The sequence below is a fragment of the Bdellovibrio sp. HCB274 genome (assembly GCF_047306075.1).
Lineage (GTDB): Bacteria > Bdellovibrionota > Bdellovibrionia > Bdellovibrionales > Bdellovibrionaceae > Bdellovibrio.
Genome location: NZ_CP178623.1, coordinates 872,015 through 886,271 on the forward strand (window position 1 = coordinate 872,015; position 14,257 = coordinate 886,271).

General features: G+C 47.5%; 14 protein-coding genes. 7 read left to right on the forward strand and 7 right to left on the reverse strand.

Translation table 11 applies throughout. The annotated features are described in order from the left end of the window. Both aspA and ACLWNV_RS04340 read left to right on the forward strand, forming a co-directional pair. The gene (gene aspA, locus ACLWNV_RS04335) at window positions 1-1,419 is read left to right on the forward strand and encodes an aspartate ammonia-lyase (RefSeq protein ID WP_413586676.1); all 1,419 of its coding nucleotides are present in this window, start codon (window positions 1-3) and stop codon (window positions 1,417-1,419) included. 29 nt (window positions 1,420-1,448) lie between these two features. Then, on the forward strand, window positions 1,449-1,805 hold the full coding sequence (locus ACLWNV_RS04340) for a VOC family protein (RefSeq protein WP_413586677.1): 357 nt from the start codon (window positions 1,449-1,451) through the stop codon (window positions 1,803-1,805). 102 nt (window positions 1,806-1,907) lie between these two features. Here the strand turns inward: ACLWNV_RS04340 and ACLWNV_RS04345 are convergent, their stop codons facing one another. Both ACLWNV_RS04345 and ACLWNV_RS04350 read right to left on the reverse strand, forming a co-directional pair. Further along, window positions 1,908-2,393 carry a hypothetical protein gene (locus ACLWNV_RS04345; protein ID WP_413586679.1) on the reverse strand — a complete coding sequence of 162 codons (486 nt, stop codon included), beginning with the start codon at window positions 2,391-2,393 and terminating at the stop codon, window positions 1,908-1,910. Further along, complete coding sequence (locus tag ACLWNV_RS04350) at window positions 2,390-3,460, reverse strand: NADH:flavin oxidoreductase/NADH oxidase (RefSeq protein WP_413586680.1); 1,071 nt, start codon at window positions 3,458-3,460, stop codon at window positions 2,390-2,392. Before ACLWNV_RS04350 ends, ACLWNV_RS04345 begins: the two co-directional genes overlap by 4 nt. Window positions 3,461-3,611: 151 nt before the next feature. Between ACLWNV_RS04350 and ACLWNV_RS04355 the strand changes: the two genes are divergently transcribed. Together ACLWNV_RS04355 and mtgA are read left to right on the forward strand one after the other, a co-directional pair. After that, window positions 3,612-3,878 carry a hypothetical protein gene (locus ACLWNV_RS04355; protein ID WP_413586681.1) on the forward strand — a complete coding sequence of 89 codons (267 nt, stop codon included), beginning with the start codon at window positions 3,612-3,614 and terminating at the stop codon, window positions 3,876-3,878. Window positions 3,879-3,943: 65 nt separating this feature from the next. Further along, window positions 3,944-4,690: a monofunctional biosynthetic peptidoglycan transglycosylase gene (gene mtgA, locus ACLWNV_RS04360; RefSeq protein ID WP_413586682.1), complete on the forward strand. Its 747-nt coding sequence runs from the start codon at window positions 3,944-3,946 to the stop codon at window positions 4,688-4,690. 62 nt (window positions 4,691-4,752) lie between these two features. Here the strand turns inward: mtgA and ACLWNV_RS04365 are convergent, their stop codons facing one another. From ACLWNV_RS04365 to ACLWNV_RS04375, 3 genes are all read right to left on the reverse strand, one after another. Beyond that, window positions 4,753-5,520, reverse strand: a complete 768-nt coding sequence (locus ACLWNV_RS04365; RefSeq protein WP_413586684.1) for a hypothetical protein — start codon at window positions 5,518-5,520, stop codon at window positions 4,753-4,755. Window positions 5,521-5,655: 135 nt separating this feature from the next. Further along, on the reverse strand, window positions 5,656-6,060 hold the full coding sequence (locus ACLWNV_RS04370; protein WP_413586685.1) for a hypothetical protein: 405 nt from the start codon (window positions 6,058-6,060) through the stop codon (window positions 5,656-5,658). 81 nt (window positions 6,061-6,141) lie between these two features. After that, on the reverse strand, window positions 6,142-6,405 hold the full coding sequence (locus ACLWNV_RS04375; protein ID WP_413586686.1) for a hypothetical protein: 264 nt from the start codon (window positions 6,403-6,405) through the stop codon (window positions 6,142-6,144). A gap of 186 nt (window positions 6,406-6,591) precedes the next feature. On the opposite strand from ACLWNV_RS04375, the gene ACLWNV_RS04380 reads away from it, so the two are divergent. Together ACLWNV_RS04380 and ACLWNV_RS04385 are read left to right on the forward strand one after the other, a co-directional pair. Further along, window positions 6,592-9,087, forward strand: coding sequence for a response regulator (locus ACLWNV_RS04380; protein ID WP_413586687.1), 2,496 nt, complete (start codon window positions 6,592-6,594; stop codon window positions 9,085-9,087). A gap of 11 nt (window positions 9,088-9,098) precedes the next feature. After that, window positions 9,099-9,791, forward strand: coding sequence for a response regulator (locus ACLWNV_RS04385; RefSeq protein ID WP_413586688.1), 693 nt, complete (start codon window positions 9,099-9,101; stop codon window positions 9,789-9,791). Here the strand turns inward: ACLWNV_RS04385 and galE are convergent. Next, the gene (galE, locus tag ACLWNV_RS04390) at window positions 9,788-10,852 is read right to left on the reverse strand and encodes a UDP-glucose 4-epimerase GalE (protein ID WP_413586689.1); all 1,065 of its coding nucleotides are present in this window, start codon (window positions 10,850-10,852) and stop codon (window positions 9,788-9,790) included. The two genes, ACLWNV_RS04385 and galE, sit on opposite strands and share 4 nt — an antisense overlap. Window positions 10,853-11,222: 370 nt before the next feature. On the opposite strand from galE, the gene ACLWNV_RS04395 reads away from it, so the two are divergent. Then, window positions 11,223-12,635: a cellulase family glycosylhydrolase gene (locus ACLWNV_RS04395; RefSeq protein ID WP_413586691.1), complete on the forward strand. Its 1,413-nt coding sequence runs from the start codon at window positions 11,223-11,225 to the stop codon at window positions 12,633-12,635. 1 nt (window position 12,636) lies between these two features. On the opposite strand, the gene ACLWNV_RS04400 is transcribed toward ACLWNV_RS04395, so the two are convergent. Next, the gene (locus ACLWNV_RS04400; RefSeq protein ID WP_413586693.1) at window positions 12,637-14,250 is read right to left on the reverse strand and encodes a glycoside hydrolase family 44 protein; all 1,614 of its coding nucleotides are present in this window, start codon (window positions 14,248-14,250) and stop codon (window positions 12,637-12,639) included. Between the last annotated feature and the right edge of the window lie 7 nt (window positions 14,251-14,257).

Below are 14,257 nucleotides of genomic sequence, written 5' to 3' on the forward strand. Positions count from 1 at the left end.
ATGAGTCAGTTCAGAATTGAAAACGATCTATTAGGCGACAAACAAGTACCAGCGGATGCTTATTACGGCATTCACACTTTGCGCGCGATGGAGAATTTTGAAATTTCTGGTATTAAGATCGGTCAGGACGAACTATTCGTGCGCGCATTGGCGCTGGTTAAAAAAGCCACAGCGATGGCCAATGGCGAGCTGGGCACAATTCCTAAAGATGTTTCTAAAACTATCGTTGAAGCCTGCGATGTGATTTTAAAAGATCCCCGCAAATGGGGCGCGCAATTTCCTTCTGATATTTTCCAGGGCGGGGCGGGCACTTCTGTAAATATGAACGCCAACGAAGTGATCGCGAATATCGCACTCGAGCTTCGTGGTTTGAAAAAAGGCGATTACAAAGTCATTCATCCAAACGATCACGTGAACAAATGCCAATCCACGAATGACGCTTATCCAACGGCTTTCCGCGTTTCTTTGTATGAACACATCAGCGTAGCGGTGAAAGCTGTGGACACTTTGGCATTGGCTTTTGAAGCCAAGGGCAAAGAATTTTCCAAAGTTCTGAAAATGGGTCGCACACAATTGCAGGACGCGGTTCCGATGTCTCTGGGACAGGAATTCAATGCCTTTGCAACTTTACTAAAAGAGGACAGCCGTCTTCTTAAGTCGGTGCAAAAATTAATTCTGGAAGTAAACCTTGGCGCCACAGCAATCGGTACTGGTGTCAATGCACCAGAAGGTTACTCGGCCCTGGCAGTCAAAAAACTGGCAGAGGTGACAGGTTATCCGTTCGTGATTTCTGAAGATCTGATTGAAGCAACCAGCGACTGCGGAGCGTATGTTATTATTTCTGCCGCTCTGAAGCGCACAGCTGTGAAGCTTTCAAAAATCTGCAATGATCTGCGTTTATTAAGCTCAGGCCCGCGTGCGGGTTTGAAAGAAATCAATCTGCCAGAATTGCAGGCGGGCTCGTCAATCATGCCGGCAAAAGTAAATCCAGTAATTCCTGAAGTGGTAAATCAAGTTGCCTTCAAAGTGATCGGCAATGATTTGACAGTGACTCTGGCGGCAGAGGCAGGACAGCTTCAGTTGAACGTCATGGAGCCAGTGATTGCCTCCAGTTTGTTTGAATCCATTCTTTTGATGACTCAAGCCTGCTACACTTTGAAAAACAAATGCGTCGATGGAATCACCGCGAATGCAGAACGCTGCCGCGATTACGTGATGAACTCCATCGGTATCGTGACGTATCTGGATCCGATCATTGGTCACGCAGAAGGGGACTTGATCGGAAAGATCTGTGCTCAGACCGGAAAAAGTGTTGCGGAAGTGGCGTTGGAACGTGGGGTGGTGACTCAAGCTCAGCTCGATGAAATCTTCTCGACAGAAAACCTGTTAAACCCAAAATATCTGGGAAAAAAACACTAGTACTGTGAACTGTAAGAGGAAATGAAGGTATGAAGGTAAAACGTATTGTTGCAAATATCGAAACCAAGAAAGTTTCAGCTGCAAAACGTTTTTACCAGAATGTCCTGGGTCTTGAAGTGATGATGGATATGGGATGGATTGCAACCTACGGATCCGATCGCAAGATGACCATCCAAATGAGCTTCATGACAGAAGGTGGTTCAGGCACTCCGGTCCCGCATTTGTCCATAGAAGTGGACGACGTCGACGAAGCCTTCAAAAGAATGAAAAAGGCCAGATTTAAAATCGAATACAAACTAACCGACGAACCCTGGGGCGTGCGCCGTTTTTACGTCCGCGACCCCTTTGGCCGTTTGGTAAATATTCTGCAACACAACCCCAGATAATTGGATGAGCACTAATAAAAAAAGGCCCATCCTAGGCCAGTAATTTAGATCCTAAAGTACTGAGCGGAATGGGCCAATGTGTCTTTTCCCTGTGACGTAATATTAGTTACGTTTTTTGCGGGCTTGGTTGCGGTGTTCTTCGTGCCAGGATTTTCTGTGTGTTTGATGGTGCTCTGGGTGTTTGTCAGACTTTGGCAAATTCTGCAAAACGGCTTTCAATTGCGAGTGCAGAGGCATCAGGCTTACGCCATTCAACAAAAGACCGCGGTATTGTTTCGCAAAACTGTCAGCTGCCGGATTTTCTTCAAACAACAGACGTTCAATTTCCGCACGGGCAGTTTCACCGTGTTGTTCAGAAATAATCTCAAGCTCTGTCATAATATCAATGTCGGCCATCAGTGAAGTCAGTTCACGCAACCATTTATAGCGTTCCGCCGTGATCAGCACATTGAACCATTCATTTGGTTGAGATTCATAACCCACTTCATGATCAAACTGCTCTTTAAGAGCCGTTAAAACTTCTTTTTGCAAAGCCCATAGGGCTTGGCGAACTTGCATGGCATGGGAGTGATGGGAATTTTTAGTCATGAATTCACCCTACCGTACTGGATCGGCCATGTCACATTGACGCCCATTTTTTTGGCAGCGTGTAATGGCCAATAAGGGTCTCGGAGCATTTCGCGGGCGATAAAAATAATATCCGCTTTGTCAGAAACTAAGATTTCTTCAGCTTGTTGGGGATCGGTAATTAGTCCGACCGCTCCCGTTTTTATTTCAGCCTCATTTCGCACAGCCTCAGCAAATGGAACCTGATAGCCGGCACCAACTGGAATTTTAGCATGCGGCATGTTCCCGCCGGTCGAGCAGTCGATCAAATCTACCCCGGCTTTCTTCAGTTCCTTGGCCAGCGAAATACTTTGCTCAAGATCCCAGCCATTTTCCACCCAGTCGGTCGCAGAAATTCGCGCAAACAACGGGCGATCCTCTGGCCAGACTTTACGAACGGCTTTGGCAACTTCCAGCGGGAAGCGCATGCGGTTTTCCAGGCTTCCGCCATAGCTGTCTTTGCGGTGATTGGAGAGTGGAGATAAAAACTCATGCATCAGGTACCCATGGGCCATGTGCAATTCGATCACCTCAAATCCTGCTTTTAATGCAAGCTCTGCGGAATGGACAAAGGCGCCAACCAGTCCCTGGATTTCCGGGGCAGTCAGTTCGAGGGGAGTCGGCCAGCCTTCGTTAAAGGGCAGGGTACTTGGGCCCACGGTCGGCCAGGCGCCTTCTTCAGCGGAAAGGGGTTTGCCTCCTTTCCAGGCAACATGGCTGGAAGCTTTGCGCCCGGCGTGGGCCAGTTGTATTCCCGCCACACTTCCGTGGTCTTTGATAAATTGTACGATGGGTTTAAAGGCCTTCATCTGCTCGTCATTCCAAAGCCCCAGGCAGCCTAAGGAGATTCGCCCCTCGGGACGAACCCCTGTGGCCTCGGCCACGATCAATCCCGCGCCACCCACGGCCCGGCTGCCCAGATGAACCATGTGCCAGGCATTGGGCATACCCTCTTCAGCCGAGTACATGCACATCGGAGAAACTGCGATCCGGTTTTTTAGTTCTAAAGAGCGAATTTTTATCGGACTAAAGAGTCGAGTTTGATTCATTTCCACCTCAGGAAGACCTTCCCTTTTTTTTCAAAAGCAGACAATAGACTTGGCAAAAACGCATGCCAATCATAAATCGCTTATGGACTTGCTAAAAAGTGATCTTTCAGTGGTAAAATTACCAAATGTGACCCATGTATCTGGAGGATCAATGACACAAGGAAAGAATTTATTGTCAGTTTTAGCGGCTACTTTGTTGGTAGTTACCCTTTCAACACCTTTCGCAGCAGAAGCCGCGAAAAACAAAAAGGGCAAAGCTAAAGCTCACCACTCGCAAGTTCATAAAAAGGGTGGAAAACACGCCAAGGCTGGTAAAAAGAAAAAGCACGTAGCGAAAGCGGCTCCAACAGAGACGGCACCGACTACAGCGGCTCCGGCTTCGAACAATGTCGAAGTTGTAGAACCACCAGCAATGTAGTTTGATGGTTACCAACACCAGGGTCCCTTAACAGGGACCTTGAATTTTAAAAGAGTTTGAGCGTTTTGAAGACTTTATTGCCAAGACTTAGAAATTTTATTTTTAAAGCAGCATTGCTCTTCTTTGTCAGCAGTATTGGTATTGTTCTTATCTATCGTTTTATTCCCGTCTATGTCACACCACTTATGGTGATCCGTTCCGCACAATCCGTCTTTTCCGATAAGTTCGTGGGCATCCATCATGACTGGGTTCCCCTGGAAGAAATTTCGCCCTCTATTCAAAAAGCGGTATTGAAAGCGGAAGACTATCGTTTTTTCGAGCACAGTGGTTTTGATTTTGTCGCGATTGAAAAAGCGATGAAGTACAACAAAACCCACAAACGTATCAAGGGTGCGAGCACTATTTCCCAGCAGACAGCCAAGAATGTTTTCCTGTGGCCCAACCGTGACTGGGTTCGCAAGGGCTTGGAAGCTTATTTCACAGTTTTGATTGAGTTCACTTGGCCCAAAGAACGCATCATGGAAGTTTACCTGAACGTGATCGAAATGGGACCTGGAGTTTACGGCGTCGAGGCCGCTTCGCAAAAGTTCTTTAAGAAAAGTGCAAAGAAGCTGACCGCTTCCCAGGCAAGCCTGATTGCAGCGGTCTTACCGAATCCACGACGCTTCCGTATTGATCGTCCTTCGAACTACGTGGTTCGTCGCCAGCAAAAGATATTGTATCGGGTCAGCCCGCCATTCCCACGGGAGGAACGCGCTTCCTTCCTGGATTTCCTGGATTTCAAAATTGATTCGGATGAACCCCAGGACTAAAAGTTCCAAAAAAAATCCCGCTTTGAAGGCGGGATTTTTTTATTCTCAAATTTTAGAAAAAACTATTTCTTCTGCGCTTTAGCTGCCAGGTCGATCATGATTTTATCAACCGCTGCCAAATCGTCTTCTGTGATCTCGTAAACTTCCTTGTCGCCAAGATAGTTCAGGATCGCATCCATAGTTTCTTTCGGAAGGAAAGAAAGCACGTTGCCGGATTGGTATTCACGCTCTTTTTCATCATAAAGACCCAGGAACGTTTCGTCACGGAACCAGCTTTGTTTATTGGCTTTTTGGATTGTTGCAAGTTCATCGTCAGACGGATCACGTTGCAGGAATTCAAAGAAGAAACCAGATGGTTTAGTGCCTGGCAAATACCATTCACCCGAGAACACCTGGATCAGATTTTCGTGATCGTCTTTAAGGATCGGAGTCACGAACTGAACACCACGCTCAACCATGTGTTTGTGGAAAGCGATCAAATCCGGAGTACGCAAAGCCACGTGCTGAAGGTGAGCCGTGTTTTCATGACCGTCCAACATTTGACGAACGTGTGAAGGCTGGTCTTTAGGTTCAGACGGCTGAACCAATGCAAAGATCGTGTTCAACGGGTCGTTTGCTTTTGGCTCCCACGTGCCCACGCGAGTAGCATAAGTCATGGAAACATCTTTCGCACCGTTTTGGCCTTTACGCTTTTTTTCGTACAAAAGGTCGTCAGGAGTTGTTCCGAAAATATTACGGAAAACAACATAGGAAAGTTTGTACAATTTTGGATGGAACAACATTGTCATGTGATCCACAGCAAAGTTCATGAATGCTGGTTTTTTATTCATATCGGTCTCCTGAATGGCTCCGATAGTAGAAATCCTTGCCAATACGGTCAAGGCGAAAGGCTCAATTTCCTCTCTGAAACAGCATGACGTGAGGTATCAGACCACCGGGGTTGGACGAGCTGGCGCTAATAACACTTAGCGGGATTTCTTCTTTAAGCCATGAGAGGCCAGATACTCGTCTGTTTTTGCACTGACTTCCTCGATGCCGCCCGGCGTGTTTTGAAATGAAGAACCCAGTTCCCCGCGGGGGCTGTCCTCGGAGCTGCGGTCGGGAAGGCCGCGCAATGAAGAGTCCAAAGCATCAGCCGCCATATTCATCTGATCGACCACATCAAGTTCGCCACGAATAAAGTCTGACGGCAAATCTTCGAGCGATTCAAAGGCGCGATCTGTATTCTTCATCGCTTTTTTCAGATTCTTCACATCGACTTTGGATGTCTGGTCTTTGTCACTTAGGATGTTACTTTCATCCATGTGATTGTTGGTGGCCTCACCAAGGTGAAGCTCGGAAAAAGAAGGGTTTGCATCAGGAGTAGCCATAACAACCTCCAAAGGTTAAATGCTTACTCCCTCATTATATTACAACGAGTGGAATTGCTTATTTGATTAACGACAAACTAATCACACATCGTGCTGGATGTGAGAGATTTCCAAGTTGGCATCCCAATCCACGGTCAGGCCAATCAGAGGTTTTTCCTGCATGACTGAACTTCCTTTAAGGATGTCGGTAAAGTAAACCGCTTCCTCGTGAATGATGGTGACCAATTGGCTGTAATAGAGCGGGGCAAGCTCGTTGCCGCAGTCGCAGACGAAAAGGGCCTGGTCATGTTTGCTGTGAACCGCGCCGCAGTGCTGGCAGCGGCGAAAGTGCCTTTTGTTTTCCATATACGTACCTCATTAGTAGATAGGTCTAGGATAGGCGGCCTTGGGTCCAGTCACAATATACCGTCTCAATAAAAGTGCAGATCTTTTAAACAACTGTTCCGTTCGTGAGACTCCAGAACGAAAATGCGGGGTCCAGTTCCCTTTGAGACACTTCACTTCTCGAATTGAAACACCGATGAGAAATGTATGAAATCCGTGTCTTTGTTTAAAACTTTGATCTCCCGATTTGGTGTGGAGCTGTGCCTGTTGGTGCTGGTCGCCGTGGGTTCGTCCATGTTTCAGGAGCATCATTCGTTGCAAAAGGCACTGTTACCGGAAGCCTCTGTGAATTCGCTGCAGAACATGTCAGGCATCCTGCATGACGTGGATCGCGCCAAGAAAGATTATTTCAAAGACAGTACTCCTGAAAAACTTGCGGTCTTCAATAATCAAGTCACCAGAATCAATGGCGAACTTGCGAACTTGTACAAGTCCGTCAGCAGCCGATATGATCTGCAAATGCAGGTGTATGAACTGAATCAAAATCTGCACAAGCAATTTGAAACTGCCACGCTCGAGATCAAACAAAATCACGCAGATCGCAAGCCCTCAAGTATCGAGGACTTCAACCAGAGAAAAATTTTAGAAATGTTGCAGGCGCATCGCAAAGCCCAGCAGGATTTCGTTCAGATCGGTAACTACAGCTTCTTAAGAAGTGAATTGATGTTCGGTATCCTTGCGTTGTTTGGATTGGTGATTCTATTAAGCCGCTATTGGCAGCATAAGGATTTGAAAGAGCAGCGGGACATCGCCGAAAACCTGCAACGTCGCTCGCTGTTGCTGGATACAATCTTAGGCAGTATGAGTGAAGGGATGATCGTGGTGAATAACCAGGGCCACTTCACGCAGTACAATGCCGCCGCTCAACGCATTGTCGGAACCAAGGTCAAAGAAATTGGCACAGAGACCGGTGCCTCTGAACTGGGTTTTCATGATGAAAAACGCAAGCTCTATACGGCCAAGGAATTACCTCTGCATCGTGCCTTGTATGGTGTTGAAGTCGATGACCTGGAAATCTTTGTGCAAAACGCAACTCATCCGGATGGAACTTATATTTCCCTAAGCAGCCGCGCGATCAAGGATATTGATGGCGGTATCGCCGGGGCCCTTGTTGTATTCCGCGATATCAGTCGCCGCAAACAGGTCGAGCAGGAATGGGCGAAAGCCCGCGAGGCAGCGGTCGAAGCATCCTTAAAGAAGTCAGATTTCCTGGCAGCGATGAGCCACGAAATTCGCACGCCGATGAATGGCGTGATTGGTATGAGTACTCTTCTGGCGGATACGCCTCTTGAAAATGAACAGAAAGAATACGTTGGTACGATTAAACGCTCGGCCGAGTCGCTGTTAATGCTTATCAATGACATTTTGGACTATTCAAAAATCGAAGCTGGAAAAATCTCGCTGGATCCTCAACCGTTTGATCTGAATTTCCTGGTACACGATGTGGTTGAAATGTTCCGCCCGGCTTTAAGCGAAAAGAATGTCGAGCTGGAGCTGAACATTTCGCAAAGAAGTAATTTGTATTACGTTGGTGACCAGGGACGCATCCGTCAGATCCTGGTAAACCTGATGGGGAATGCCGTCAAATTTACCAGCATGGGCACGGTGGGACTGGAAGTTTCTGTTTTGGATTCTGCCACGGGCCCATCCTTCTTGAAATTTCAGGTACGCGATACAGGTTTAGGATTGCGCGAAGATGAACGTAAAGCACTGTTTCAAAAGTATTTCCAGGCCACAGCCGGTAAGAAGTTCGGCGGCACTGGATTGGGCCTGTCTATTTGTAAGCAGCTTGTGGATCTGATGAATGGACAGATGGGTGTGGATAGCACCTACGGTCTTGGATCAACATTCTGGTTCAGTCTGCAGCTTCCAGTCAGCTCTGCGGTTGATGTTCCAAAAGTTTCCAATGAAAATCAGTTCGATGCCTTATTCAAGGGACGAGTTCTGGTAGCCGAAGATCAGGTCATCAATCAGCGTGTGGCGCAAAATTACCTGCAGAAGTTTGGATTGCAGGTCGACATTGCCCAGAACGGTCGCGTTGCCGTCGAGATGGCGCGCACGGGAAAATACGATTTAATTCTAATGGATTGTCAGATGCCGGTCCTTAATGGTTTCGATGCCACTAAACGTATTCGCGAGGAAGAGCAGAATCGAAATTCCATGCGCCGTATTCCTATTGTGGCATTAACTGCCGAGGGGTCGGTCGCGGACAAAGCGCCTTACATGAATGCCGGAATGGATGACTATTTGTCCAAGCCCATTGAATTACCAAGAATGATTGAAACTCTTCAAAAGTATTTAAAGACAGGGACGCCTCAAGTGATCGATATGGTTGCACTACAGAAGTTGCAAAAGTACGCAACTAAAGATGGCGGTTTACTCCAGGCACTGGTTCAGGAGTTTGAAACTTCAACTCCGGATTTGATCCTGTCAATGCGAGGTCCTGACTTCAGTTCTGCGGCCCATGCTTTGAAGTCAACGGCAGCAACTCTTGGAGCAAAAATCTTGGCAGATCTTTGTCAAAAACTTGAAGACGAAACAAAACCAGAGCACATTAATAAATGGGTGATGCAGATCGAGGCGGAATTCGCCAGAAGTTTGCAGGACCTTAAGAACTACATCAGCGAAAAAGGGGCAGCCTAAGGAAGGTAACTATGGCCAATATACTTATCGTGGATGATCAAAAAAGTATTCTGATGACTCTTGAAGCCCTTTTGACTTCAGACGGTCACTCCGTGGTGCAGGCGACAAATGCAATCGATGCTGTTCACCATCTGACACAGGAAAAATTCGACCTGGTGATTACTGACGCTATCATGCCGGGCGGCAGTGATGGATATGCCCTGACTCGCACGATTCGCAAGCAGCCGCATTTAACCCAATTGCCGGTGTTCCTGCTAACAGGTAAACGTGAAAAAAGTGACGTCGAAAAAGGCCTTGAGGCGGGCGTAAACGATTACATCATCAAGCCCATTGATCCGGACATGCTGCTCGCGAAAATCCGCACCGTGGTGGCAAGCAGCAACAATCAAGCTTCGGGATTCAAAGAGGCAGCTGTCTCTATCAAGGCTGAGTGGGAAATCAAAAATGAAATCGTCGCGGTTTCAGAACTGGGTTTCACCATGCACTCTTCAGTGCCAATGCCGTTGGGTAAAATCCTGCGAATCAAAAGCAGTATCTTTAGCGAGATTGGTATTGAGCCGGTGGCGATCAGAATTGATTCCTGCGAGGATTTAAGTCCGATCGAAAACGCGTGGAAAATTCATGGGCATTTTGTGGGGATCGCTGAAAAAGAGCTGACTCCGTTACGTCTGTTTATTCGCTCCAGACAAAGCAAAGCCAGCTAGAGAACTGAAGTCTGAGGTTTGGCAGGGGGCAGGAAGAAACCCTTTTCAAATCTCCATTTGCGTGGCGCAATCGTCGCTGCAACGGACTGTTTCTTTTCCCAATCCAATGAAGTCTGACAGATCAAATCCAGGTCATTACGTTTAGGACTCCAGCCAAACAGCTTACGCAGTTTCGTGGAATCAGCCACCAAATGAGCAGCATCGCCGTGACGACGACCATGGGACGCGATCGCAAATTCAGAACCACTGATTCTTTGAACCGTGTTCAACACCTGCAAAACAGAATAACCGATACCATAGCCGCAATTCAAAATTTGTGAGCTTCCGCCCTCAAGAAGGTAGCGAAGCGCCAGGATATGAGCGTCGATAAGGTCTTCCACGTGGATATAGTCGCGAACCCCGGAACCATCGACAGTCGGATAGTCTGTGCCGAATACCGCTACTTGCTGGCGCTTGCCAGTGGCTGCTTCGCAGGCAACTTTGATCAAGTGGCTGGCATCCGCTGTTCTTTGTCCATTTTTACCATTCAGTGCTGCACCCGCGACGTTGAAGTAGCGCAGGATCACAGACTTGATTCCGTGAGCTGTTTCAGAATCCCTAAGGATCATTTCAGCGACGTGTTTGGAAGAACCATAGGGATTGATAGGGCTGACGATCGCGTCTTCAGTAACCAGCCCTGTGTGACCATTACCAGATCCATAAACTGCAGCCGTGGAGGAAAAGATGATCTTGTCAATCTTGGCGTTCTTGCAGGCTTGGATTAAAGAAATCGTTCCAGAGATATTGTTGTCGTAATAGTCCAAAGGTTTTGCGATGGATTCAGGGACTTTTAGTTTTGCAGCAAAATGCATAACTGCAGAAACGTTGTTTTCAACCAACGCTTTTGTCAGGCGTTCGGTGTTGCGAATATCGCCTTCAATGAATTTAACTTTTGCTGGAAGTGCAGAGCGGAAACCGGTGCTGAGATTGTCGAATGCAACAACCTCAAAGCCCGCGTCCAGTAAGGCGTTGGCCGCATGTGAACCGATGTAACCTGCTGCTCCTGTGACTAGAATTCTCAAGTACGCCCCCGAATAAGTGGGGCCAATATATTTTTTTGTATACACGAGTGTCCAGCAAATTCTCATAGCGAAATTGGATGGGATCTTCATGGAAATATTTATCAAAATTAGTGGACCGTAATGAATTTCATAATTGTTTGATATCAAAGGTGATTGCTCGCCCATGGACTAGGGGGTGTCTAAAGTTGATACACTTTAGTTTCAGAGGGTCAGAGACTTTTTTACACTCGGTCTAAGAGTTCAGCTGTGGGGCGCAAACTCATGGACCAGTATCTTCGATAAAGTATCTAACTTTTGTACGTTCCATGGTTTTCGCTCAACATATTTTATGCCCCACCGATTCGGTCTTGGTATCCATTGGAGGGCTTCCATGATTCGTATTTTCGCACCCCTTATGACCCTGGCTGCAGGCCTTTTAAGCGCTCATTTGGCGCAGGCAGCGGCAACAAGCCTGACGGGGACCCTGTCCCTGGGCAACGTGACGGTGGGGCAGTCTAAAACGACAACTCTGACGCTTAAAAATACCAGCAAAGCGAACGTCCGACTGGACAGTTACTGGTTTACGGGTGCTACGGATTTTTCCGTGAGTGGTGGTACTTGTTCTTATAACTCCAATACCGGCTTTATCGTTAAGGCCGGTAAAACTTGTACAGTGAATGTTAAGTTCGCGCCCAAGTACGCGACGACTTTAAGTTCAAAGCTTATCGTGGGTTATTTCCTGGCAGCAGGTTGGACGTGGGAGGAAGTTGCAGTGACTGTAACTGGTAAAGGTTTGGTTGCAACGACTCCAGCTCCGTCACCATCGCCATCGCCTTCACCGAGTCCGTCTCCAAGTCCATCGCCGTCTCCGTCGCCATCACCTTCGCCAACCCCGGCGGTGGGCTGGTTAAAGGTATCTGGCAATAAGATTGTGAATAGCGCCGGTCAGCAGGTTGTCCTAAAAGGTGTTAATATCGCAGATCCAGAACATTTGAATACGAAAACCTGGGAGCGTCCCGGTGTCACAGCTCGCAGTATTGCAAGCGCAGCGACAGATCAGTTCAATGCTAAAGTAATCCGTTTGCCAATTTTGCCGGGCGACCCTGCGTATCCGAACGAAGGTTTTTTCAGTCCAACAAATGGCGGCGAAACTTATTTCAAAAATCATATCAAACCACTGGTGGATGAACTGACTGCTAAAGGTATTTATGTGATCATCGACCTTCACTATGTCAGTAACTATGATGCTCTTTACAGCAAAGTAGAAGCGTTCTGGAAATTCATGGCTCCGAAGTTCGCTAACAACCCTTATGTGTTGTACGAAGTGTTTAACGAACCGATTTATCCAGACAACTGGACAACGTGGAAAAACACGATTGCCCAGCCGATCACCACTTTGATCCGCACTTACGCGCCAAGCAATTTGGTGCTGGTGGGTGGCCCTTACTGGTCCTCGCATATTTCGGGTGCAGTGAATGAGCCGATTGCCGGTGGCAACGTGGTTTATGTAGCCCACGTATACGCGAATCAGACAGCAACTATGTGGGAATCACGTTATGGTGCGGTCGCTGATAAATATCCATTATTCGTTACAGAATGGGGCTTTGAAAGCGGCGGAACTGAGGGCGGTGATATCACCTTCGGTCAGGGATTCTCGGGCTGGATGGCCAAGCGTAATGTCAGTTGGACAGTGTGGAGCTTTGATAACCTGTGGGGCCCGCGTATGTTCAATCAAGATTGGACATTAAAGCCAGCCCCAGGTGGTATGGGCGAGTTCGTCAGAGATCTGCTCGCCCCTAAGTAGACTAGTAGTTAGAAACAGGGATACCCATTTCTTGAGCGCCGTACTGTTGAACCAGTACGTCGCCGCGATTATCCGGCAAAGTCACAACAGTGATGGACCATGCTGGAAGAACCAAAGAAGACAGTTTCGTTGAACCGTTAGCGCCTTGGTGGCTTAGTGCCGGCTTGTGCGCAACTGTGTCTTTGTTAACCAGGATCACATTCGTCGCGTTGTTTGTTTTAACAGAGTAAACGTTTACTTTGTCGCCGTAAGTATCAGATGAAGAAACCACCTGACCCAGGTAGTTGTTCGAGAACAACGAGTACACATGGTACAGACGGGATAGTTTTTCACCGTTGATCATACCCCAGGCATCACCACCGCGAGCACCTTGCAGGAAGGAGTTCACGAAAGTGTTAACACCAGCTTCACCCACGCGCGCCACAAGGTCTGCAAGGTAAAGAGGACGAACGATCGGGTGATACTCAACGTTTTCTGTTGAATCCACGCCGAATTCAGTCACAGCGATTTTCGCTGACGGATAGTAAGCGTCTCTCCAGCCCTGGAATTTTTGAATGATATGAGGAGCAACGCCTTTCGGAGAAGCAGAGTCATACTGATTGATGTAGTCCCAGTTTGTCCAAAGATTCACAGACTCAAGCATACCAGCCACATTTTGTTGGCCGTTGCGGTCTTTGATCACGCTTTCAGAATCAGCAAATTGATTTCTGAAAAGTGGGTAGTAGTGCCATGTCAAATAATCCAGAAGTTTATAACCTTTAGGATTGATAGTGCGGTCTTGTTCCGCAGCTGCCAGGCGAGCCAGGAAGTACGGAATGAATTCAGAGAACTGACCATTACCGTAAGCACATGCGTAGTGACCTGGAAGCTGATAGTTCACCGTGCAATCCGCAGGGTGAGTCGTTTGCCAGTTCGCCCAGCCTTGAGCAGTTTCCGGACCCCAAAGTTTCAAATCATTGGCGTCACCGCTGATTGAAGCCTGAGCATCACGCAAAGCGATCGCGTACTTGATGTACTTTGCGATGTATTCGTCTGCAGAAGGAATTGCCACACCATGAACGTCCTGGGAATCCCAAGGTTCATTACCCATAAGGATGTGCTTAAGACCCAGGCCTTTTTGACCATTCAGGAAGCGGATTGCATTTGCAGCGTGAACTTCGTTAGCCGTGTTCATGAACTTCAAATGACCGTTGGAATCATAGTCTGGCTGGAAACCCATCATGTTCACCTGGAACATCGGAGTTGCCTTATAGGAGTTCTGAACGAATTCCAAACGCGCAGCCAGCGGAGCGTAAACTCTTTGGATGCCAGTGATGGATTCAAGGTACAAATTCAAATCCCAGTTATAAACGGAGTGCAGGTTGCCGCCGAATTTAACGAAGTTAAGATTCAGTGGAGTCACCAGGCTTGCTTTAGGCAGGCGGCTGAAACCGTTTGTATCAGCGCCGTAAAAGCTTTTGGAGATATAGATGCCATTCGTTTTGTTGGAATCAACAACAACGGAACCATCAGTTTGCGCTGCGGAAGAATTCTGGGAAATCGTGTAACGGCTGACATTAGCGTGAGCAACAGCAGCGAAGCCCACGATAGAGATAAGTGTAATCAGGTGTTTCATTTAAAAC